Origin of the sequence: Anaerovibrio lipolyticus (assembly GCF_021531495.1) — a bacterium.
Taxonomy (GTDB): domain Bacteria; phylum Bacillota; class Negativicutes; order Selenomonadales; family Selenomonadaceae; genus Anaerovibrio.
The window spans coordinates 14,526-37,663 of sequence record NZ_JADYTY010000021.1 but is presented as its reverse complement, the minus strand read 5'-3'; the positions used below and the strand labels follow the sequence as shown (position 1 = coordinate 37,663).

The 23,138-nt window shown below is 44.4% G+C and carries 21 protein-coding genes and 1 tRNA gene; 8 read left to right on the top strand and 14 right to left on the bottom strand.

The window, feature by feature from the left end; all coding sequences use genetic code 11:
* Positions 1–232: 232 nt before the first annotated feature.
* Positions 233–2,824, bottom strand: a complete 2,592-nt coding sequence (locus I6E26_RS08030) for a heavy metal translocating P-type ATPase (protein ID WP_235321333.1) — start codon at positions 2,822–2,824, stop codon at positions 233–235.
* Between the two features lie 161 nt (positions 2,825–2,985).
* Between I6E26_RS08030 and I6E26_RS08025 the strand changes: the two genes are divergently transcribed.
* Both I6E26_RS08025 and I6E26_RS08020 read left to right on the top strand, forming a co-directional pair.
* Positions 2,986–3,861, top strand: a complete 876-nt coding sequence (locus I6E26_RS08025; protein WP_328228052.1) for a 5-bromo-4-chloroindolyl phosphate hydrolysis family protein — start codon at positions 2,986–2,988, stop codon at positions 3,859–3,861.
* 14 nt (positions 3,862–3,875) lie between these two features.
* Positions 3,876–5,024 carry a toxic anion resistance protein gene (locus I6E26_RS08020; RefSeq protein ID WP_235321331.1) on the top strand — a complete coding sequence of 383 codons (1,149 nt, stop codon included), beginning with the start codon at positions 3,876–3,878 and terminating at the stop codon, positions 5,022–5,024.
* A gap of 44 nt (positions 5,025–5,068) precedes the next feature.
* Here the strand turns inward: I6E26_RS08020 and I6E26_RS08015 are convergent.
* Positions 5,069–5,144 (bottom strand) — tRNA-Thr (locus tag I6E26_RS08015).
* Between the two features lie 279 nt (positions 5,145–5,423).
* On the opposite strand from I6E26_RS08015, the gene I6E26_RS08010 reads away from it, so the two are divergent.
* Together I6E26_RS08010 and I6E26_RS08005 are read left to right on the top strand one after the other, a co-directional pair.
* Positions 5,424–6,182 (top strand): sulfite exporter TauE/SafE family protein, encoded by a 759-nt coding sequence (locus tag I6E26_RS08010; protein ID WP_235321330.1) that lies wholly within the window; start codon positions 5,424–5,426, stop codon positions 6,180–6,182.
* A 66-nt stretch (positions 6,183–6,248) separates the two neighbouring features.
* Positions 6,249–6,551 (top strand): type II toxin-antitoxin system Phd/YefM family antitoxin, encoded by a 303-nt coding sequence (locus tag I6E26_RS08005; RefSeq protein WP_235321329.1) that lies wholly within the window; start codon positions 6,249–6,251, stop codon positions 6,549–6,551.
* Positions 6,552–7,067: 516 nt separating this feature from the next.
* Here I6E26_RS08005 and I6E26_RS08000 read toward each other — a convergent pair.
* Together I6E26_RS08000 and I6E26_RS07995 are read right to left on the bottom strand one after the other, a co-directional pair.
* Positions 7,068–8,036, bottom strand: coding sequence for a hypothetical protein (locus I6E26_RS08000; protein ID WP_235321328.1), 969 nt, complete (start codon positions 8,034–8,036; stop codon positions 7,068–7,070).
* A 100-nt stretch (positions 8,037–8,136) separates the two neighbouring features.
* Positions 8,137–9,477 (bottom strand): amino acid permease, encoded by a 1,341-nt coding sequence (locus tag I6E26_RS07995; protein WP_235321327.1) that lies wholly within the window; start codon positions 9,475–9,477, stop codon positions 8,137–8,139.
* 246 nt (positions 9,478–9,723) lie between these two features.
* Between I6E26_RS07995 and I6E26_RS07990 the strand changes: the two genes are divergently transcribed.
* The 4 genes from I6E26_RS07990 to nagA all read left to right on the top strand — a co-directional run bounded on the left by I6E26_RS07990 (position 9,724) and on the right by nagA (position 13,503).
* Positions 9,724–10,116: a hypothetical protein gene (locus I6E26_RS07990; protein WP_235321326.1), complete on the top strand. Its 393-nt coding sequence runs from the start codon at positions 9,724–9,726 to the stop codon at positions 10,114–10,116.
* Positions 10,117–10,149: 33 nt separating this feature from the next.
* Complete coding sequence (locus I6E26_RS07985; RefSeq protein WP_235321325.1) at positions 10,150–11,532, top strand: Tad domain-containing protein; 1,383 nt, start codon at positions 10,150–10,152, stop codon at positions 11,530–11,532.
* 44 nt (positions 11,533–11,576) lie between these two features.
* Positions 11,577–12,302: a glucosamine-6-phosphate deaminase gene (gene nagB / locus I6E26_RS07980; protein ID WP_235321324.1), complete on the top strand. Its 726-nt coding sequence runs from the start codon at positions 11,577–11,579 to the stop codon at positions 12,300–12,302.
* Positions 12,303–12,366: 64 nt separating this feature from the next.
* A complete protein-coding gene (nagA, locus tag I6E26_RS07975; RefSeq protein WP_235321323.1) occupies positions 12,367–13,503 on the top strand; it encodes an N-acetylglucosamine-6-phosphate deacetylase in 1,137 nt (378 codons plus the stop codon).
* Between the two features lie 78 nt (positions 13,504–13,581).
* Here nagA and I6E26_RS07970 read toward each other — a convergent pair whose 3' ends face one another.
* From I6E26_RS07970 to cpaB, 10 genes are all read right to left on the bottom strand, one after another.
* Positions 13,582–13,935: a DUF192 domain-containing protein gene (locus I6E26_RS07970; RefSeq protein ID WP_235321322.1), complete on the bottom strand. Its 354-nt coding sequence runs from the start codon at positions 13,933–13,935 to the stop codon at positions 13,582–13,584.
* Positions 13,936–14,000: 65 nt separating this feature from the next.
* Positions 14,001–14,963, bottom strand: coding sequence for a type II secretion system F family protein (locus tag I6E26_RS07965; RefSeq protein ID WP_235321321.1), 963 nt, complete (start codon positions 14,961–14,963; stop codon positions 14,001–14,003).
* A gap of 2 nt (positions 14,964–14,965) precedes the next feature.
* On the bottom strand, positions 14,966–16,345 hold the full coding sequence (locus I6E26_RS07960; RefSeq protein ID WP_235321320.1) for a CpaF family protein: 1,380 nt from the start codon (positions 16,343–16,345) through the stop codon (positions 14,966–14,968).
* Between the two features lie 14 nt (positions 16,346–16,359).
* On the bottom strand, positions 16,360–16,770 hold the full coding sequence (locus tag I6E26_RS07955; protein WP_328228051.1) for a TadE/TadG family type IV pilus assembly protein: 411 nt from the start codon (positions 16,768–16,770) through the stop codon (positions 16,360–16,362).
* A 301-nt stretch (positions 16,771–17,071) separates the two neighbouring features.
* Positions 17,072–17,275: a Flp family type IVb pilin gene (locus I6E26_RS07950; protein WP_235321318.1), complete on the bottom strand. Its 204-nt coding sequence runs from the start codon at positions 17,273–17,275 to the stop codon at positions 17,072–17,074.
* 88 nt (positions 17,276–17,363) lie between these two features.
* A complete protein-coding gene (locus tag I6E26_RS07945; RefSeq protein ID WP_235321317.1) occupies positions 17,364–18,350 on the bottom strand; it encodes a type II secretion system F family protein in 987 nt (328 codons plus the stop codon).
* The gene (locus tag I6E26_RS07940) at positions 18,343–19,470 is read right to left on the bottom strand and encodes a response regulator (RefSeq protein WP_235321316.1); all 1,128 of its coding nucleotides are present in this window, start codon (positions 19,468–19,470) and stop codon (positions 18,343–18,345) included. Before I6E26_RS07940 ends, I6E26_RS07945 begins: the two co-directional genes overlap by 8 nt.
* 5 nt (positions 19,471–19,475) lie before the next feature.
* Positions 19,476–20,315, bottom strand: a complete 840-nt coding sequence (locus tag I6E26_RS07935) for an AAA family ATPase (protein WP_235321315.1) — start codon at positions 20,313–20,315, stop codon at positions 19,476–19,478.
* The gene (locus I6E26_RS07930) at positions 20,308–21,774 is read right to left on the bottom strand and encodes a type II and III secretion system protein family protein (RefSeq protein WP_235321314.1); all 1,467 of its coding nucleotides are present in this window, start codon (positions 21,772–21,774) and stop codon (positions 20,308–20,310) included. The genes I6E26_RS07935 and I6E26_RS07930 overlap by 8 nt, the downstream gene beginning before the upstream one ends.
* Positions 21,774–22,781 (bottom strand): Flp pilus assembly protein CpaB, encoded by a 1,008-nt coding sequence (gene cpaB, locus I6E26_RS07925; RefSeq protein WP_235321313.1) that lies wholly within the window; start codon positions 22,779–22,781, stop codon positions 21,774–21,776. Before cpaB ends, I6E26_RS07930 begins: the two co-directional genes overlap by 1 nt.
* Positions 22,782–23,138 lie beyond the last annotated feature (357 nt).

Genomic DNA, 23,138 nt, shown 5'->3' with positions numbered 1-23,138 from the left:
CGGAAAACGAGACTCGAACTCGCGACCCCCACCTTGGCAAGGTGATGCTCTACCAACTGAGCTATTTCCGCATATTTACTGTGTTTGTCAGTGCTCTGCGTGACTGACAAGGACTATAATACATTTTTCTAAGAACTTTGTCAACACTTTTTTGAAAAAAATTTAAAAAACCTGCAAACAACAAATTTAACCGCTGTTTGCAGGTCCTTAAAGCTCCAAAGAAAAACCGTAATTACACTAATTCATAGCCAGCTTCTTCAATTACCTTTTTAAATACCTCACGGGAAATTTCACGATCAGCCTCTACAGTGGCAGTTTTGGCCTCCAGATTCACATCTACAGAAACTACTCCCTCCATTTTGCTTAGAGCATCATTAACATGCTTCTGGCAATGCTGACACATCATACCTTCAATTTTCAATTCTGTTTTCATTTTCACTTCATCCTTTCCTGCATTTAATGAATTTTCATTTGCTTCTATTTCCTTCCAATCCCTGCTCTGAGGGACAGAATTACCGTGTTGAAACCGAAATCCCTTTAGTCTAAGGGCATTCAGCACCACGCAGACACTGCTCATACTCATGGCCGCTGCGCCAATCATAGGGGACAGCTTCAGGCCAAAGCCAGGGTAAAGCAGTCCCGCCGCCAGAGGGATACCGATAATATTATAGATAAAGGCCCAGAAAAGATTCTCCTTGATATTGCGAATTACCCCACCGCTTAGCTTGATGGTGTCCACCACAGCCAAAAGATCATTACCTACCAGCACCACATCGGCACTTTCCAAGGCTATATCCGTACCTGCTCCAATGGCTATCCCCACATCAGCTCTGGCCAAGGCGGGAGCATCATTAATGCCATCTCCTACCATAGCTACCTTTTTCCCCTGCTGCTGCAGCTTGTGAACTATTTTTTCCTTATCCTGGGGCAATATCTGAGCAAATACATGGTCAATACCTACCCTATCTGCCACAGCCTGAGCTGTTTGCTGATTATCTCCTGTCAACATAATAACATCCAGCCCCATAGTCTGCATAGCTTGAACTGCCGCCAGACTAGAGGACTTTTCTTTATCAGCTACTGCCAGCATACCTAAAAGCTGGTTTTCTCCTGCCACCAGCAAGACAGTTTTTCCCTGCTGGGAAAGCCTTGTTAAAGCAGACTGCTGCTCATCTATAGCTATCCCCAAAATCTCCATATAAGCAGCATTTCCTACATATACTTTTTGTCCCTGTACTAGACCGGAAATTCCTCGACCATTTTCACTGACAAAATCAACAGCTTCGTAGATAGGTACATTTGTCTTTTTGCCATAGTCAATAATTGCCTGGGCCAAAGGATGCTGACTGGCTTTTTCCAAAGCCATAGTCATGGCCAAAAGCTCCTCTTTGTCTACAGTCAAAGGAATAATATCCACCATCTGAGGCTTTCCCTCTGTAATCGTGCCGGTTTTGTCCAATACTACTGTATCTATATGATGGGCCTGCTCCAAGGCCTCACCGGATTTAATCAAAATTCCCCGCTGAGCTCCCTTGCCAGTACCTACCATAATAGCTACCGGTGTAGCCAGCCCCAAGGCGCAGGGACAGGAAATTACCAGAATGGAAATAGCAATGGAAAAGGCAAATTCCACCGTTGCCCCCATAGCCAGCCAAATCCCTCCTGCCAGAATAGCAATGGCTATAACTGTTGGCACAAACACACCAGCCACCTTGTCAGCAATTTTGGCAATAGGAGCCTTGGAGCTGCTAGCCTCATCTACCAGCTGAATAATCTGGCTAATGGTTGATTCACTGCCTACTCTTTCCGCCCGGAAATGAATATAGCCATTCTGATTCAGGGTAGCAGAAACCACTTTATCCCCGGGATTTTTCACCACAGGGATACTTTCTCCCGTAATGGCAGCTTCATCTACCGTGGTACTGCCAGAAATTACCACACCATCTGCGGCAATAGTTCCCCCTGGCTTCACCACAATTTCTTCTCCTACCACCAGCTCCTCTACGGGAATTTCCAGCTCCTGCCCCTGCCGGATAACCAAGACCTTGGCCGGCATTAGCTGCATCAGCTTTCTCAGCGCCTCACCGGTACTGTTTTTGGCTCTAGCCTCCAGATATTTACCCACCGTAATCAAGGTGACAATCATACCAGCAGATTCAAAATAAAGGTTTTGGCTGTATTCCTCCACCAAGGCCATATCGCTGTGGCCCAGTCCCCAGCTCATGCGAAAAATGGCAAATATGCCAAAAATCACCGAGGCTGCCGCCCCCATGCCCACCAAGCTATCCATATTGGGGGCACCCTGCCAAAGATTCCGAAAGCCGTTAATAAAATACTTGCGATTCAGAAGTAAAATAGGACAGGCTAGCAGGAATTGGGCAAAAGCAAAGGTTATGGCATTTTCTGGTCCATGAAATACCGCCTTAAAGGAGGCAGCCACTGGCAGTCCAAACCATTCCCACAGCATATGGTGCATGGCTATATACATAAGAGGAAGCAGGCATACTATGGACCAGATAAGCCGCCGCTTCATGCTGGCCGCTTCCTTATCCAGTACATTTTCCCCCTCTGAGGCTGTAGGAGAACTTTTCTGCTCCCCCTGACCAGCTGTGCCCGAGAGAGCTGCTCCATAGCCGGCTTTTTCCACCCCTTGGATAATATCTGTAGAAGAAAGCTGTTTTTCATCATAGGCTATCTGCATACTATTAGTTAGAAGATTAACCACTGCCTCATGTACCCCCGGCAGCTTGTCTACCGCTCTTTGCACTCTGGCGGAGCAGGCAGAGCAGGTCATGCCGGTAATAAGATATTTTTCCTTTTGCATAGACTACCTCGTAAAAATACTGATTGAAAATTGTTATCAATGCCAATATAGCACCTTTTATGACATATGTCAATAATAATATACCTAAATATATTCGTGAAAAATTATGCATAAAGTTTGCTTTACTTAATAAGAGAGATTAAAATATACATAAAAGATATATGGTAAAAGAATCGAGGATTTTTATGTGGGATTTTATAAAAAAAGTATTTCGAGATATTTGCTCAGCAGCTTTAGATTTTTTCTTGTTTACCACAGGATTTGTTTTATGCATAGGCTTTGTAGGCGGTTTATTCGCAGGAAAATTTCTGCCTGCCATCATAATGGGATTAATAGGTCTGGTGCTTTGCATATTTGGCAGCCGCAAGCTTTGGTTTCCCAAATGGCAGGAGAGGCAGGCAAAGGCCAAGGCTCTACCTTCCGTAAAACCTGCCACCTTGTCTGAAACCAGTGAGGGAAATACAGTCAGCGATTTTGCCCAGGAAAGCTACGAAAAGGCTGTAGCCGATTACAATCACCTAAATGAAATTATCCGCCAGCTTTCCGACAAGGAGCTGATTGGACAGCTGGAAAAAATGCAGGCTATTGCCTTCAAAATGCTGAATTATATGAAATATCATCCCGAAAAGGTGGCCTTGGCAGATCAGTTTATTAATTATTATCAGGATAGAGCCTTGAGTCTTTCCCAGCAATTTCTGGAATTTGAGGAAATGAATCTGAACACCCCAGAGATTAACCAGCTCAAAGCCAAAACCAAAATCACGCTGGAATCCTTTGATGAAGCCTATGAGGCTCAGTTTAGCCGCATGGTTTCGGACAAGATTATGGAAATGGAATCTGAGCTGCAGGTGGCCAGGCAGATTATGTCTGATGCAGGAATTTCCAACAAAGCTCCCCATAGTTCCCAACCAGCAGATATTCCCAGAGAAGAACCTGCCGACTCTGATAGCCTTGATTTTCGTATAGACCGCCCTTTTGATGCTTGTGGCAAAAAACAGGGCTGTCATGTCCGTCCTAGAGGTCGTTTTCAAAAATAGAAAGGATGAAATTTATGCCAGATATTAGTCTTGAAGATTTGCTGCAGGCAAAAAAAACCGAAACTGCTGCCCAGCCAGTCCTTATAAATCAACAACAGGAGATTCAGCAGGTTACAGCCCAGACCGAAGCCCTTACCCCCGCCCAACGCCAGCAGGTAGAGGAAATCAAAGAAAAAATCAATTTGATGGATTCCGGCTATGCTCTGCAATTTGGCTCTACAGCCCAAAAGGATATGGCAGCCTTTTCCGATAGCCTTCTTAGTCAGGTTCGCACCAAGGACAGCGGTCAGGTAGGGGAACTCCTTACAGACCTTTCGGGAAAAATCAACGATTTTTCCGAAAGCCAAAATGATAGCTTTGTGAAAAAAATCCCTCTCATTGGTTCTCTGGTGAACAAGGGAGAAAATATGCTTAGCTCCTATGAAAAGCTTTCTACCAAGGTAGCCAAAATCCAGTCTGAGCTGGAAAAGGCCAAGACTAACATGATGAAGGATATTGTCCTCTTTGACAATCTTTATCAAAAAAATCTGGCTTATTTCAAGGAGCTGCAGCTTTATATTCAGGCTGGTGAGGAAAAGCTGACAGAAATGCGGAATCAGGTTCTCCCTAAACTGCGCATGGATGCAGCTAACTCTACCGATCCCATGGCAGCCCAGGTAGTCAGTGATTTTGAAAACAATGTGGACAGGTTTGAAAAGAAAATCCACGATTTGAAAATCAGCAAAACCATTGCTATTCAAACTGCTCCTCAATTGCGACTGATTCAGAATAACGACAAGATTCTGGTGGAAAGGGTGCAGGGAGCTATTTACAATGCTATTCCCCTTTGGAAAAATCAGATTGTCATTGCCCTGGGCCTTAGCCGACAGCAGAATGTACTGAAAATGCAACAGGCTGTTTCTGATACCACCAATGAGCTGTTAAGAAAAAATGCGGAAATGCTAAAGCTGAATACCATTGAAACAGCCAAGGAAAACAACCGCAGTATTGTTGATATGGAAACCGTAAAAAAGGTTAATGAGGATTTGGTAACTACCCTGACCGAAACCCTGAAAATCCAGCAGGAGGGCAGAATTGCCCGGCAGAATGCCCAGCAGGAGCTGGCCACCATTGAGAACCAACTGAAACAGGTATTGCTGGATAATATGAACCAAAGCCGCTAAATGCAAAACAGGCTGTCCCCAACGGGACAGCCTGTTATTTTTTATGGAGCTGATAGCCAGAATCGAACTGGCGACCTTCGGGTTACGAATCCGATGCACTACCGACTGTGCTATATCAGCATATATGTAATTACTAGAGAATCTATTCGCAGTTGTACAATTACACCGCATTAGTATTATATCCTTTGGCTCTCTAACTGTCAAGAAAGCAAAAATGTTATGAAAAGAAATTGTATACACTATGAAGTTGTTTTTTGTGCTATAATAGCAGGGCTTGTTACTACTATTTAGTTCAGTTAGCAACAGCTTCTGGAGAATTTGACTCTGGAAGGATTTAAGCAGGAAGTTCCCGGCTCTATAGGCGGGAGTACGTTTACTGTATAGAAAGGATATGATTTCATGCTTTTTCTTGCCATGCTGCTTTTAGGAGCTGTAATCGGCTTTGTTGGTGCCGGTGGCGCCGGTGTAACCATTGCCATGCTGGTGGTAGGCTTCCATGTGCCTATGCATGAGGCTTTGGCTGTAGCTCTGACCGCTATGATTTTTACCTGTCTTTCTGGGGCTTATAGCCACTTCAAAGAAGGAGAGGTAGTGGTCAAAACCGGTGCTGTTCTGGGTATCGGTGGCGTTGTAGGCTCCTTTGCCGGAGCCAATGTTTCCATGATGCTGGATGCTGAGCTGGTGCGGTATATGACCAGCTATATTATGCTTTTGTCAGCGGTTTTACTTTATTTGAAGGTTTATCACTCCGATTGGCTCAATGCCCGCTTCCATTTTCCCGACCATTTATTAGATGGCAAAAAGCTGTATCTCTATGGTCTTTTGGCTGGTACGGTTAACGGCTTTATCTCTGGTGCCTTTGGCATTGGTGCCGCCGCCTTTATTCAGCTTACCCTGCTGATTATCTTCGGGGTGCCTTTGATACAAGCCATTGGCACCTGTATGATGGTAATATTGCCCATTTCTGTAGCTGGAGGGCTGGGATATATTCTCCAGGGCCAGCTGGACTTGGCTATTTTCCTGCAAACCCTGGTGGGACAGTTTGTTGGAGCCTATCTGGGGGCCAAGCTAACCCATCTAGCCCCCCGCCCAGTGCTAAAATTCTGCATTGTAGGCATGAGCACTATGGGCGGCGTCGTCCTGCTCTTCGGAGTATAGCATCGACATATTTATTGTTATTTATATTGTGTTTTGTTATAATATTTTTGAAAGGATGTGAGTATTATGATAGCTATTACCCCATTAAATCATACTGTACCGATTAGTGATTTCAACCGTGGCAAAGCAGGAAAAATATTTTCTGACGTCAAGACTTCCGGTCTTACCGTGGTTATGAAAAATAATGCTCCAGAATGTGTATTGCTTTCCCCTGATGATTATAGCAAACTTATAGAACGATTGGAAAATGCTGAGCTTTTAGCTATGGCATCTGAAAGACTAAAAGATATTAATCTAGAATCAACAGAAACTTTTTCTCTTGATGAAGTGTGTAAGGAAGCCGATGTGAAGTATTCCAACAAAAATTAAATTTATTTACTAAATACAACAACACATAAAAATACTTTAACACAAAAATCCGCAGAAATTCACATAATGTGAACTTCTGCGGATTTTCTACAAAGAGGCCAAGGTATACAAGACATTTACGAGACAATTATGTTATAATGAAAGTGGTGCTACCATAACGGTAGGCGGTTGGCCCTCTCCGGAGGGACTGTTACCCTCCGATTATATAGAAACCAGCTTGCTGGAATAAATATAGGAGGGCGTGATGCCATGTCTATTTTGGATTTGCTAGGTGTACTTGGTTACACCGCAACCATTTTTGGCCTAGGCTACATGATGGGCAAAGATGCCCGTAAACAGAAATAACCGCCCCAGGTCCCAAACTGTGCGGTTAAATCTGAACAGATATATGGGCTAACCGTCTATCGGTAGCACTTTCTTTATAATAATTATACCTTTCAATCGTGTTATTTGCAAGTACTTGTTGACAAAAAGAACACTACTCTAACAACTTTCTTTGCCTTTCTATATATTTCTTTAGCCCAAAATATTATTACACATCTCTACTAACTGCCATTTGTTATCCAGCTGGCTGTTTTCGATAAAGGTCTTGATTTCTGGCAATTTCTGACGATTGGCTTCACTTAGCTCTACCTGCTCTGCCTTAGACAGATAACCCTGCAGTAATTCCCCAGCCCGCTTATAACCGGACAAGCCTGCAATTGGCTCCTCCTGCAAGGCATAACCAATAAGATTGCCAGCCTGATTTACTAGCTGGGTATCCTGACCAACCTCTACCTGCTGCAGCAAATCTGCCAGCTTAGTACGCTTGATAATGGTAATAGCTGAATACTCCGGCATAATACTGTTCTGCCAGCCCTCAGCCAGCAGCCAGCTGCGAATCGCCTCATTAGTTGCCCTCAACATGCTGATAGCATGGATTCTCCCCCAGCCCTTTAGCTTTTGAGCCAGCTGGAAATAAATATCATTGGCATTATCATAGCCTCCCAAAGCAAAGAGACAGAACAAGGTCAGTTCCTCACAGGCTGCCAAAGTTAACAGCAGTTCCTGCAAATCCTCACTAGGCTCCTGCTCCAATACCTCCAGAATAGTCAGAGCAAATTTTACAGATTCTGCATCTGGACTTTGCAACAACAAGGTCATGGCAAACCGTCCCAAATTCTCTGGCGAAAGCTCCTGGGGATGATGATAAATCCACTCCTGCACCTTGTCCATAACTGGCAGCATTACAATTCCCTGAGCAAAATAAGTAATCAAGGCATTGGCGGCATCCTCAAATTTATCTGCGGAAGCCAGCTTCAAAGCCTGGGTAAGCATTTCAATATCTGTATTGCCCGCAGGCCCCATATAATAGCGAATAGTGCCATCAATAGCACCATCAGCAAACTGTCTGCCATCCTGCATCTTAGGCCGCAGGACAAAATCCTCCGGCATAGTCCCCTCTGCAGTCATGGCATTTTTAATACGATTGTAAATAGACTCCATTTCTTCTTTTATTGCAGAAAACCTCCAAATTTTGCCATAGCATAGCCTTCCACAATATCCCCTTTCTTATAACATTATTTTAAGCTTTATGTATACATTCTTAACTCTTTTTGAACCGATAGCCAGCATACAGCACCAACAGCCATACCGGCAAAGCCCAGACAGCCATCTGCATATCTGGAATCTGTGTCATCATAAAGATTACTCCTGCCAAAAAGGCCAGGCAGAAATAATTCATCCAAGGATAAAGCCAGGAATGAAAGTGTGGCACAGGATGACCTGTTTTGATGCAATGCTGACGGAATTTCATATGGGTAACAGTAATGGACACCCAGTTAATAACCGCAGAAATAATTACCACCGCAAAAAGATACATGAATACCTGACTAGGAAACAGATAATTCATAATAACAATAATAAAGGTAATGCCAGAGGAAATCAGAGTGCCGGTAACGGGAACTCCCCGATGGGAAAGCCTGTGGAGAATAGCTGGTGCATCTCCCTTGTCAGACAGGCCATAAAGCATACGGGAATTGCTGTAAATAGCGGAATTATACACAGAAATAGCCGCAGACAACACCACCAGATTGAGAATATGAGCTGCCGCTGGAATACCTACATTATCAAAAATCTGCACAAAAGGACTGGCCTCCATGCCAACCTGATTCCAAGGCCACAGGCACATTAGAATAAACATAGTGCCTACATAGAAAATCAGAATACGCCAAATAACCTGATTGATAGCCTGAGGAATAGATTTATCCGGATCCTCTGCCTCTCCGGCTGTAATACCCAAAAGCTCAATACCACCAAAGGAAAACATAACCACTACGCAGGCCATCATCAAGCCCCACACACCATTAGGCAGATAGCCCCCATGAGCCCAGAGATTGCTCATATTGTCAGGAAAACCTGCCGGATTAGAAAATATCAAATAAGCACCTAGGATAATCATGCTGAGAATGGCCACAACCTTAATCAAAGCCATCCAAAATTCCATTTCGCCATAGGCCTTTACATTAACCAGATTAATGGCTGTAATAGCCAAAAGGCAAATCAAAGCCGATAACCATTGGGGTACATCAGGCAGCCAATAATTTATATAAATACCTACTGCCGTTAGCTCCGCCATACTTACCATAATGTAACAGTACCAATAATTCCAGCCAGAGAGAAACCCTGGGAATGGCCCTAAATATTTGGTAGCATAATAGCTAAAAGAACCAGATACTGGCTCATCCACAGCCATTTCCCCCAGCATCCGCATGATAAAATAAATTACAATGCCGCCAATGAGATAGGCCACCATAACCGATGGCCCTGTGAGGGAAATGGTGGAGGCAGAACCGTAGAACAGACCTGTACCAATGGCACTGCCCAAGGCCATCATTTGCAGATGACGATTCTTTAGCCCCCGCTGCAATTCCTTCTTTTCTTCCATAAAATATTCCTCCAGAATGCACATATATTTTGGATTTTCTGTGGATAGTCTGAATAACTTATCCACAGGAAATGCTCCATTGTGCATAAAATAGTGAATAACTCTGGACTTAATCCTGAACAACTCACAGTTTTCTGTGGATAAATCAAGAGTTACTGTGACTAATTATAACATAATTTGTTTCCTTGACCAACTGCTGATATAATGTATATGGGTATACATAATGGAAAGGAGCGAGTACACGGAATGTCGGAGGAGGAAAATGTTCAGGAATTGATTCAAACCCCTCATGGGGTGCAGGAAAGCATCAAAATGGATTTGCTGGAATGGATTCAGGAGGCTAGAGATCCCTATGAGATTATCTATGGGGTGGCCCGCTATCTGGAAAAGGCTTCTGCCGAACGAGGCTATGCCCAGCACATTATTGACAATATCCACACCATCTATGGGGAAGCCCTGAGAGAGCCAAAGCCTCTGGCCGATGAAATCAAGGCCCTCTCGGCCCGCAAGGAACGGATTCAGAATTATCTAACCGCCACAGCCAAGGATGATACTGTTTCTGAGGAAGAACGAGCTAGACTGAATTTCTCTGTCAAGGCTCACGAAAGAAAAATAGCAGAATTGAAAAAACAGGAATAAGGTAAAATAACTGTCAAAAGGGGGATTTTTTACATGACATGTATATGGAGAAAATGCCTGACACATTGGAATAAGTGCCGGCAAAAGGGACAAATTTTGGTATTTACGGCAGTGCTGCTGCCACTTTTAATAGCCGCCTGTGGCTTTACTGTAGATTTCGGCAATATGTACATGCACAAATCAAGGCTGCAAAATGCGGCAGATGCAGCCGCCATTGCTGGTGGTTACGCCTTTAGGGATAATAAAGAAAACATTGACTATCACCCCAAGGCCGATAATGCGTCAAAAGAATCTGCCAAAAGCAATCTAACTAATTTTGACAATATAGGCCGACTTTGTCAGGCCAGAGTGGATAAAGCTGGGGTTATTTACTATCGAGTTGAGCTAAGTGAATCCGTGCCAGTTTATTTTCTCAGCTTTTTTGGTGTGGGAGATTCCACTAACGTCACTGCTGAAAGCTTTGCTCAGATAGCCTATACGGGTGGAAGCAGCGGCGGTTCTCTATTCGATAACCTTTTTTCCTATGGAAGCGGCGGATTCAGATCCATCAATGCCAGCCAAAATCCTGATAATCCTTCTATTTCCCAAATTTTAGATGCCTCATTCTACCAAGGTCGAATTGTCGGCATGGGGGCGGATGCAGATATGACAAAAAATTACCGCCATGAACTATTGAATCTCAATGCAAAGACTCATTATCAGAATGGTTCCTTTACTTCTATGCAGGATGCCATCAATTACTCAAATGCACATCCCGATGACACGATGATCGTTACTCCGGAGCAGGATTTAAATACCAGCCTTGATTATAAATTGGCCGAAATCCTCGGTAATGCAAAAGCCGACTTGGCAAAAAACAAGCTGATATGGACTAACGAGAATAATATCGGCAACATAAAAGCTCAGGTTATGTCCAAGGACATAGATTATATCTACAATCCAACCACCGATACACCTCAGTGGGGACCTGGCAATACAGAATTTAAAATAAACGACTATATTCCTGCTAATGACACTAACAAGAACAATCCTCTTTTCGTCGTAGTTGATCCGCCAAAAAGTCCTTGGGGCTACGGAACGCACAAATTGACTTTGCAGGGCTATAACATGCCTGCGGACAGCCGTCCTATCGTATATGTATATACAGGCACAGGCACCATCAATATAGAAGCAAACAATGCCACCTTCTATGGGGCCATTTATGCCCCTTATGCCAATATACACATGAATGATCAGGGACTTACCTTCCATGGCTCCATCTTGTCTAAAGGCTTGGAAATTACAGGCAAAAGTACTTACATTTATAAAAAATTCCTAAGTGATAGTGCAGGCACAGGAAGCAGTGGCAACGGCACTGCTTCCTCCAATGCCACTGTAGGTCTAACCTCTCCTCCTTCCGATATTTCCTGGGATTAAGCTATGAGTGATACAATATTTTTATAGAGGGGAGCTTGAATAATATGAGAATCTACAAAGCCAAGGATTACAAAGATATGAGCCGGAAGGCAGCCAACATTTTGTCAGCCCAGATTATTATGAAGCCAGACTGCACTTTGGGATTGGCCACCGGCTCCTCTCCTATTGGAATTTATGACCAGCTAGTGGAATGGTACAAAAAAGGGGATTTGGATTTTTCCGAGGTTACTACCGTAAATCTTGACGAATACAAGGGCTTGCCCAAGGATAATGACCAGAGCTATTACTATTTCATGCATAAGCACCTGTTTGACCGGGTAAATATCAATCCTAATAAAACCTATCTCCCTAATGGCATGGAAATGGACAGCAAAAAAGAAACTCAGCGCTATACTGAGCTGATTCAGAGCCTAGGGGGCATTGATATGCAGCTTCTGGGCATTGGTCACAATGGTCATATTGGCTTTAACGAGCCTGGCACATCCTTTGAAAAGGATGTACATTGCGTGGATTTGACTCAGGACACCATTGAAGCCAACAAGCGGTTCTTTGCCAGTGCTGATGATGTGCCCAAGCAAGCCTATACCATGGGTATCAAAACCATTATGCACGCCAAGAAAATCGTTTTGATAGCCAACGGTATCAAAAAAGCTCCTATAATCCAGAAGGCATTCTTCGGCCCTGTTACACCACAGGTGCCAGCTTCTATTCTCCAGCTTCACAACGATGTTACCCTTATAGCAGATGAGGAAGCTCTGTCCTGCTTATAAAATGAGATTTATTTAATGGTAGCTTTATAGTATCACTGAAATTACTCAAATTGGAGGTGTAAAAATGAAGATTACCAATGTAAATATTTATCATGAAAACCATGTATTTCAGCCCGGGTGTATTGAGATTCAAGGAGAAAAAATTTCTGCTGTGCATTTCTCGGATACTAATACTCTTAATGAGGAAATTATTGATGGCCAGGGCTGCTATGCGATTCCCGGTCTAGTGGATATACACTTTCATGGCTGTATGGGCGCAGACCTTTGTGATGCAAAGCCAGATAGCCTACCTATTATGGCAGAATATGAGGCTTCCCAAGGTGTAACCACTATTTGCCCAGCCACTATGACCATGTCTGAGGCTGAACTGCACAAAATCATGCAAAATATTGGCAGCTATCAACCAACCTCTCACAAAGCAGCTCATTTAGCCGGTATCAATATGGAGGGGCCTTTTATTAGCAAAAAAAATAAGGGTGCTCAAAAGGAAAGCAATGTTATTCCTTGCTCTGTTTCTCTCTTTCGCCAGCTAAATCGGGAAGCTGGTGGGAAAATCAAGCTGGTGGATATAGCCCCAGAGGAGCCAGGGGCTATGGAATTTATTGAGGCTGTCAAGGATGAGGTCATAGTATCTCTGGCCCATACTGTAGCAGGTTATGATATAGCTATGGAGGCATTTCAGCGGGGAGCCAATCATGTAACCCATCTCTACAATGCCATGAATCCTTTCCACCATCGCAGGCCCGGGGTACAGGGAGCTGCCTTTGACAGCGGTGCCTTTGTAGAGCTGATTTGTGATGGTGTGCATATTCATCCAGCGATGGTAAGAGCCATGTTCCAGCTCTATGGCACCGACCATATTTGTCTCATTAGTGACAGCATGAGAGCGGCTGGCCTAGAGGACGGAGATTATACTCTTGGGGGACAGGCTGTAAAGGTGGAAGGCCCTCGGGCTACTCTGGCAGATGGTACCATTGCCGGCTCTGTTACCAATTTGATGAAATGTCTGAAAAATGTGGTACAGAATATGCATATTCCTTTGGAGCAGGCTGTAGAAAGCGCCACCGAGACTCCCGCCAAATCCATAGGCATCTTCCAGCACTGCGGCAGTATCTCAGTGGGCAAAACAGCAGATATTGTCCTGCTGGACAAAGAACTGAATGTGCAAAAAATTATTCTTGCTGGGAAAACAATATTATAAATACCAAGAGTACCCCGCTTTCGGAGTGATGACCGAAAACGGGGTACTTTCTTTTGTGCGTTGATGAGCTTTATATTATTATTTGATAGTCCCAACGCTCCCTGAATGAATCCCATATGCTTCGATGCTTCCTACAGGCAATTCCAGAGTTGCCCAGGTGTTTTTGTGCCAGCAAGCGCTAAGGCCCAGCCAGGGACGGACATTTGGCACCTGCTTCAATACCTGATAATTTTTATCTATATACACCACATCTATAGGGAAGCGCATAAACATCATATGAATGCTGTTACAGGGAGCTATCAGCAAGCCTGTCCCCATAGACAGAAAATCCCTGGGCCGCAGCATCAATCCCCGGAATCTGGTGGCAAAGCTATCTGCCATATATACCTTTAATTCCTTACCATTAATTTCTAAAGCAATCTTTTTCATCATACCATCTTTCCTAAAAATCCAAAACCTGCTGTTCAATCCAATACAGGAAAAACAGCAGGCATTTTTTATTTGATAAAATTATGCATCAAGCTTATCAGGGAAGGCAGCAGTACTATAACAAATAGGGCTGGGAAAATAAACAGCACCAGAGGAAACATCATTTTGACTGGAGCCTTCATGGCCTGAGCCTTAATGCGCATACGGTGTCTTTCCCGCATATTAGCCGCCTGATTGGTTAAGGTTTTACCAATACTGGTACCAAGTCTTTCGGCCTGTATCAAGGAGGTACAAAACAAAGTCAGCTCCTGCACCTCACAGCGGTCTGCCAACATGCGCATGGCCTGCCTGCGTTGCAAGCCCATACGGATATCCTCCAGCATACGCTTTAGCTCATCAATCAGCACTCCCTGCATTTTATCCACAATCCTTCGCAGGGCTGCATCAAAGGACAAACCTGCCTGCACGCTGACACAAAGCAAATCCAAAACCTCTGGCAGCTGATGAAGAATCATTTCCTGTCTTTTCTGAATCAGGATTCTCAATATTACCAAAGGCAGCATACCGAATATACCGGCAAAAACCACCAGAACCATAAGGGACTGAATAAAAGCCATATCCCCCTTACCGGCAATATACTTAAAGCCTACCAGAATACCTACTCCCACCATGACAGTCCAAAAAACAGCATAGGCCTGTACAGACCATACCTTGCTTTTGCCAGCCAGTACCAGCTTGTGCTCCAGCTCCTTGGACCAAGTGGCTGGGGCCAGATTAGTTATCCAGCGTCCCAGACTTTCCTGAAAGGGTATAATTACCCGCTGATGAAAATTAGGTGTCTTTCTGTCATCCCTGCCCCTTTGGGTGGCTCGTGACGACAGGGTTCTGGCTTTGCCATCCTCCTCATGAAATTCAATGGACCGAAGGCGCTGACTTAGCTCCTGCTGTGGCTTTATCTTGGCTTGAATCAAAGCATAGCACAGGGCAAAGCAAATACCTGCCGCTGCCAAGGAAAGCAATGCTACCATCATGATCAATAACCCCGTTTCTCTTCTTCTGCCATAAAGAAATCATCTGGCAGGGACACACCATTAACCTGGAATTTATCCATAAAACCAGGCTGCATACCAGTAGACACAAAATGTCCTGTCAGCTTGCCGTTTTCATCCATGCCTGTCTGCTCAAAGCGGAACAAATCCTGAGTAGTAATCACATCTCCCTCCATATGCTGTACCTCAGTAATATAGGTAATCTTGCGGGAGCCATCCTTAAGACGGCTCTGCTGAAGAATCAGCTCTATGGCAGAGGATACCTGCTCACGAATGGCCCTGATAGGCATCTCAAAACCAGCCATCAGCACCATGGTTTCCAGTCGGGACAAAGCATCTCGCGGATTGTTGGCATGAGCGGTAGTCAGTGAGCCATCATGACCGGTGTTCATGGCCTGCAGCATATCCAGAGCCTCACCGCCACGAACCTCGCCCACGATAATTCTATCTGGACGCATACGCAGAGCATTCTTTACCAAATCACGAATGGTGATTTCACCGTTGCCTTCAATATTGGCAGGGCGGGACTCCAGGGTAACTACGTGCTCCTGCTGCAGCTTTAGCTCCGCCGCATCCTCAATGGTAACAATGCGTTCATTCTCCGGAATAAAGGAGGACAGGACATTCAGGGTAGTGGTTTTACCTGAGCCAGTACCACCAGAAACCAATATATTGATTCTGGCCTGAATACAAGCCTTGATAAAATCAGCCATTTTTCTATCCAAGGTACCAAAGGTAATGAGATTATCTACAGACAAGGCCTTGGTAGCAAATTTACGAATAGTAATACATGGCCCCACTAGAGAAAGAGGCGGAATAATAATATTAACACGGGAGCCGTCCTCCAAGCGGGCATCTACCAAAGGCACAGATTCATCAATATGTCTGCCAATAGGGGACAAAATACGCTCAATGATATTCATCACGTGACTATCATCGTGAAATTGTATATCCGTTAGCTGGAGACGGCCCATGCGCTCCACAAAAATCTTCTTTGGGCCGTTTACCATAACCTCTGTTACGGTTGGATCCTTCAGCAAAACCTCAATTGGCCCCAGTCCCAGCATTTCGTCCTTTAGGTCTGAAACAATCTTGGACCTTTCACTAACAGGTACAGCAAAAGGATTCTCCTCCAATACCTTCTCCACATAATTACCAATAACCTGCTCCACCTGGGCTGCATCCTGATGAACAGCCGAGAGAACCATCTGCTCCTGGGGACTCATTTCCGCTACCAAACGGCGGTGCACAGTTTTCTTTATGCTTTGATAGGCGGTATCTGCTACATCATTGGAAATGGCAGCAAAAATCTGTACCTGTACATTGGGACAATCTCCCCGTCCCAGCTTCTCCAATAAGGTCATTTACTGCACTTCCTTTACTTTCGCACATCCGAATACATACTATAACGAATATTAATGCCATTGCCTATTTTTTGGCCCATTAGATTGTTAAAGGCATTGGCGATAGCACTTTTTTTATTAAAATCCGCATGAGCGGTAACCACCACATTGCGGCTGGAATTTTCAAATTCAACGGAAAGATATTTATTATTCTGACCAGTCTCAGTATCTGGCTGCCAAATAAAAACATCATTGGCAAAACTAAGATTGCGGGTATTATTGATAACAACATTTCTATAATCGGCATCGGTCTGACGCAATGATGCATCATGAGCGATACTACGAACGCTGTTGCTCATGGTCAAATAATCACTAAAGGCCATGCCAAAATATATAATTCCCATAACCAGCAACAAAAAAAGAGGTAGGACTAGGGCAAACTCCACTATGCCTTGTGCTTTTTGCGTTTTCGTAATCTCAACCCCCTCAAAATACACTTATCAAAACTCGATATTAACGAAAATTCAGAAAATATATCCGAAATAAGCCATAATAAAAATACATTGCAGGCTAATAGCCAGAAAAAACCTACCCTGGGTGGCAAAAATTGAACATCCAGATTCTATCCACAAAACCTGATGCTTTCTGCACCCAGATTTCGCTGGAATTTTTCTGACTATTATACCTGCTCTGTATTAACTCTTACTACCTGCTATATGTGTAATACAAAATGCACACAACAGCGTATTATTTGCCAGTACCACTACTTACCTTAACCTGATCAGCAGTATCAGAGAATACACCCTGAATAGCATTCTTCAAACTACCGTCACCACTGGTAATAAAGATAGCAATAGCTACAACGAAAGCCAAAATCAGAGCATACTCTACAATGCCCTGTGCCTTCTGGCTCATATAACGATTTTTCAGGTGTTCAAGAATAGTAAACATAACATCATTCCTCCTAGAATAAATAAAAAATAAATAGATAAAATATATTTAATATCATCATGGCTATAGCCTGATGGATATTACAAAATTATAGTTCTATATCAACAATCTTGCGTATTACCACAAATCCTATAATCATCAATACGCCAGCTCCGACTATTGCTACTTGACCTATGGTGTCACTAAACAAGGGATCTAGGTAACCTGGAGATACCAACTGCAAAAATCCAGTCAAGGCAAAGGGCAAACCACCTAGCACAACTCCGGACATTTTGCCCTGAGCTGTTAAGGCACCAACTTCCCGCCTCATTCTCACTCTTTCATTAATGGTTTCACTAATGGTATCCAATATCTGAGCCATATTACCGCCTACCTGCCTTTGAATCAGCACAGCGGCAACTACCAGATTGAAATCCGGACTGTTTACCCGGTCAGTCATATTGTTCAGGGCTTCCTCCAAGGGCATACCCACATTAACATCAGTAACTACCCTTCTAACCTCGCTTTTTACGGGATCATCCATTTCCCCCGCAATATGGTCAAGAGCCTGCATAAAGCTAAAGCCTGCCCGCAGGGCATTGGCAATCATGGTAAGCATATCTCCCAATTGATTCACAAAGGCCTTTTGCCGCCGCTGAATACTAATGGACAAAACCATCATACAGACAATACAGCCAGCCACAAAGCCCAGCAGGGCATTAACCAAGGTCATGGTCAGCAAGCCCAAAACAAAAGCTCCAATCACACCACAACCTAAAAGCACGACCTGAAACTCAGAGCCGAGAAAGGGCCAGCCAGCCTGCTGCATCTTGCGATCCAGACTGTTGTTCTTTTTTATTTTCCCCAGCTTGGCCCCCAGAGTTCTAATAGTCTCATAAAGCTTTTCCTTAAAGGTTACATTATGCCGGCGCTGGTTATCACTTTCCTTGGTATGGCGAAGGCTAGCCTCCACCCCGGAAAAATAAGCCATACGGTTGCTGATATTTTTTTCCTCAGCCCCCTTGCGGCTTAAAAGAACCATAAGGAGACAAAAGATAATAACCGCTATGGTCATACCTATGAGAAAATTAATCATCGCCTGTGCCTCCTGCTGGTGGATGAATAATCCTGCCAGCCAGATAATTGATGCTCATAGCTAGCGGGCTGTCAGGCTCCAAGTCCAGAGCCATCTGGCCATTGTCTGCCGCCTTGGATACTACCATATAGGCATTAGGCATAACAGCCTCTACTGGGCAGCCCATAGCCTCAGTCAGCTTACGGCGGGACTGGTCATTGCAAGGCACCACCCGGGTAAAAACAGTTTTCACTCGGTTAGCACAATCCTCCCAGCCTGCAAAAATCTCCAAAGCTCTCTGGACATGCTTCACCTCATAGCCTCCATTCATCATGGCAACTACATAGGTGGTATCAGACATTTCTGCTGCCGCAATGGAGGTAGGATTAAATCCTGCCGGCACATCTATCAGCAGATATTTAAATAGGCTGCGGCTCATTTTGATAACCGCCTCCAGAGAATCAATGGCTACTCTGTCAATAAGACTTGGTGTCTTGGTGCCACATAGCACATATACCTTGTCATTAACCTTGGTATAATAAGAGCGCAAATCCAAAGGAGATAAGAAGCTGGCATCTCTAGCTGCCTCGACAATGGTACTTTGAGGCTCCAGATTGAAGAACACTGCCATATCCCCAAATTGCAAATCTGCATCTATAATACCTACCTGCTCTCCAGTAGTACGGCTAATAGCCATAGCCAAATTGGCTATCAGAGTTGTTTTGCCACTTTTGCCCTTAGGGCTGAAAAATGTCATAGCGTGACAATCCATCTCCATACCATTGGCAGTGTAGATTTTGATAGCTTCCTTCAGGCCATTGTAGGTAAAAGGCTTAATGAGATAACCGCTGGCACCAGCCTGAATAAAATGACTGGTACTTTCTGCCTCCCATTTTTCACCCGTGCAGATAACAGCAGCACCGGGAAAAACACCTATCAATTCCTGCAGAAGCTCTGTGGCATTACCAATTTCTGCATCCAGCAGAATAATATTGGGGCTGAATACCCGCCCCTGTCCCAAGGCATCACTGCTGCTTTGGAACCTGGCCTCCAGCTCCATATCTGGAGCATTTTCAATAACCTTGGAAAGCTGTTCCAATAGGAGGCGGTTATGCTCTATCAGCATAATTTTGTATTGCATAGCTTTTACCTCCTAAATAGCCTTCCCAAAAGGCCACCCTTGTGATGGGCTTCACTGCGGGAGCCTAGCTGCTCTGGCCCAGGCACATAGGCTCTATTGGTATAGCGGGAAATCAAACGACGGATTTCCTCTGCCAACACACTATCCGAACCGCTAAGCACCAAAGGCACTCCTGTGCTGATGGACTCACTGGCTGCCCGGAAATCATTGGGCAGAACATGATAGAATCCTTCTCCCAACAGCTTCTGCACCGCTTCCATAGAAATGCGGGTTTTGGCATCGCTGCGGTTCAGCACCAGCCGAATCTTGTGGGTATCATAATTCAAATTCTGTAAGGTATCATTGCCAATTTTCATATTCTTGATGGTAGGAATAAAATCCACCACTCCTAAAAAGGTAACAATGGTACTTATATCCAGCATGGCCAGATTCAGCTTGCTAAACATGCTGGTAGTATCAACAATCACATAATCATAAAGGAGCCGCAGCTTCTCCACAAGCTCCGTACAGGCCTCAGTGGACAGATTGTAGGACTGATCCAAAAACTCTGGGGCTGGCAATACATCAAAGCAAATGGTGCCATAACGATATTGCTCTACTTGCTGGCGAATATCCGCCTCCGGATTTTTTTTCATCTCGGCCAAAGCATCATAAACTGAATGCTCCACTGGCAGTTTGAGATAATTGGCCACATCTCCAAATTGCAAATCATAATCCACCAGGCAGACACGACAGCCCTGCCGAGCCAGCTCGGAAGCCATATTTATGCTTATCAGGGTTTTGCCTACAGCGGAAGCTGTACTAAAAAAGGTAATGACAACACCACTGATTTTTTCCTCAGCCATTTAGGTTGCCCCTTTCTGCCTGCTGAGCCTCCTGACGAAGCTCCTCCTCTGCCTTGGCAGTCCAGCTAGGTGCCTTAGAGGTATCTCTTTCCTTGAAGAGAGGCCCCGCCCCTTCAGCTGCTAAGGCCTGGGCCTCAGTAAGACCGCCCTTTTCTGGACTGAGCTTGGCTGGTGGATCGTTAGGATAAATATCCTCCATTTCCTGCCACTGACGCTTGCTGTTTTCTACCTCCTCCAGCATCTTAGAGGAGCCCTTAACAGGATCATTGTTGGTAACAATGGTAGGAGTAATGAGAATCATCAGCTCCCGCTTATCCTTTGAGTTAGAGGTATGCTTAAAGAACTCGCCAATAATAGGAATATCTCCCAAAATAGGCACCTTGGTAATAACCTTGCTTTCGTCGCTATTCATCAAACCGCCAATAGCCATAGTCTGACCATCAGGCACAGACAGCATGGTGGAAGCCTTGCGGGAAATCAGTCCAGGTATCTTACCTGCACTGGTAGGAACGGAAACACTAGCATCTATGCCACTAACCTCAGCCTCAACCTTAGAGGTTATTTTATTTTCCTGATCCACCTGAGGCTTAATCTTCAACTTAATGCCGTATGGTTTCCACTCAACGGAAATCTCTCCATCCTTGCTGGTAGGGATAGGCAGCTCGCCGCCAATGAGAATTTCCGCTTCCTCACCGCTCATGGTGGTAATATTTGGTCTGGACAGAACCTTTATCTTGTTCTGACTGGCCAAAGCCTGAATCATAAAATCTACATTCTGAAATGGATGGTGGGTAGCATCATAAAAATCCTTACCACCGTAGAAATCACCAGCTGTACCAAAGGTGATACTGGTATGTCCGTTTGAAGTAGAAACATCACTGGCTACACCGTATTTAAAGCCCAAATCGCTGGCATCCTTACCGCTAATATCAATAACCAAAGCAGAAAGATTTACCATAGTAGGATTTTTCATTTGAATGAGGTTAACAATATTATCCTCACCAGCATATACCTTGGCCATGCCTAAGGCATTGTTCAGCTCATACTGATTTTCAACTGTTCCCTGGAGAACCAGCTTATCTCCTACCTTGGCTACCTGTACCCCATCCAAGCCCATAGACTGCTTGATGAACTGAGCTGTAGCCGTATCCGTATTGCAGACAGAGATAACAAAATCCTGTCGCATACCGTTGACACTCCACACAGAAAGACTGGTGGAACCCAAAGCCTTGCCAATAATATTCAGCTTCACCTTGTCCAGTACCACCACATCGGCAATGGCTGGATTGGCCACGGTAACTCTGGTTATTTTGGAACTACCTGCCTGATAGAGGTAGGCCTGATTCAGCTCCAGCCAAATAGGCTGAGGAGCTGCCTCTGTTGCGGAACCTATAGCAAGAACTGCCCAGGCAGCCAGCAAACAGATATAGTTCTTCATCCCCATAAAATATCTATTCATTATGCGCCCTCCCTGGTAGACGTGGTTCCTCGAATTACCTCTACACCACCAACAGGAGCTTTAGGAGCTGGTGTTGATACAGGTATAGACTGCTGAACAGCCTGTCTTACGGCCGCCGGAGCTGCCGGTGCTGGCGTTGCTGTCCTAGTACCAGAAGATTTTGCTGTTTTCGTTGTTGAATAATGAATATATCTCGTATCTGTAGTAAACTTATCCCGAGGCTTATATGGCCGTAAAGCCAAGTAGAGAGTCCCTTCCTGGGCTTCTGTTATCAGCTTCAAGGCATCCTCTGGCAATAAAGCCAAGGTGGCTGTAGCCAAATCACTGATAGCCTCATCCTTTGCTGCATCAGCACTCTTTTTGTCGCTCTGATTATTGCTGTCTGCACTATCCCCGGTTTTCTTGGTATCTCCGCTAGAGCCATCTCCAGCAGCCTTTTGCTTCTGCTCTGTGTTTTTGTTAATTGCCAGCAGCAAAACATCCTGCAAGACAATTCGTCCAGTCATTTTTTCATCGCCTTTAGCAATAAGCATTACATCCACATAATCCCCGGGCTTGGCGAATCCAGCTACACCGGTAACATCGGTAATGGCAATGCTGATAGCACGGCACTCAGGAGGTATATCCCCAGTGAAACCAGCCATAGTTATGTCCATTAGCACCTTGCGGGTAGAGATAATATCATCCTTCAATATCTCCACCTTGGCAGGCTTGTTAACAATATCTGACACCTCTCGTACAGCATCATCAGATACCATAGAGGCAGGTACTTCCCGCACCTCTACCATACTTTCCTTGATAATGGTCTTAGGAGCAATATCCTGCTTGGCTACTACCACATGAATGGAATCAACCGGCTTGACTTCTTCATTGGCTCCCATACCATTAAGACCGGCAAAAACCAGCAGGCCCAAGATCAAACTGGCTGCGCCCGCTAGAAATACCCAATGGCGATAGGTAATTTTCTCAGAGAGGTCAGTTAAAAACCTATTAATTTTTTCTTTCATTTTCTCATCCCTTTGATTGCTTCGCTGGTACCTTATCCCACTTTCTTAGCTACCTGCAATTCATTTTCCCTTTGCATTGTTCGATAATCTATTCTATAATATCCTTTAATAAATCTTATTTTACAATAGATTACAGCTTTCCGCAAAACTTTATTAACTTGTTTTTTAGTATATCATATTTCTCATTTTTGTATTTAGGACTATAGTCTCATTTTATGTGAAGGGATGAAATTTCAGTATGTTGAATTTTCTAAACATTTCTGTACAATTCTGTATTATCTACTTGCTCTCCTGTTGGCTAAACCTGCTGTACCAGCAAAACAAAGGGGAATTAAGTTTTCCGCACAAATATCCCTG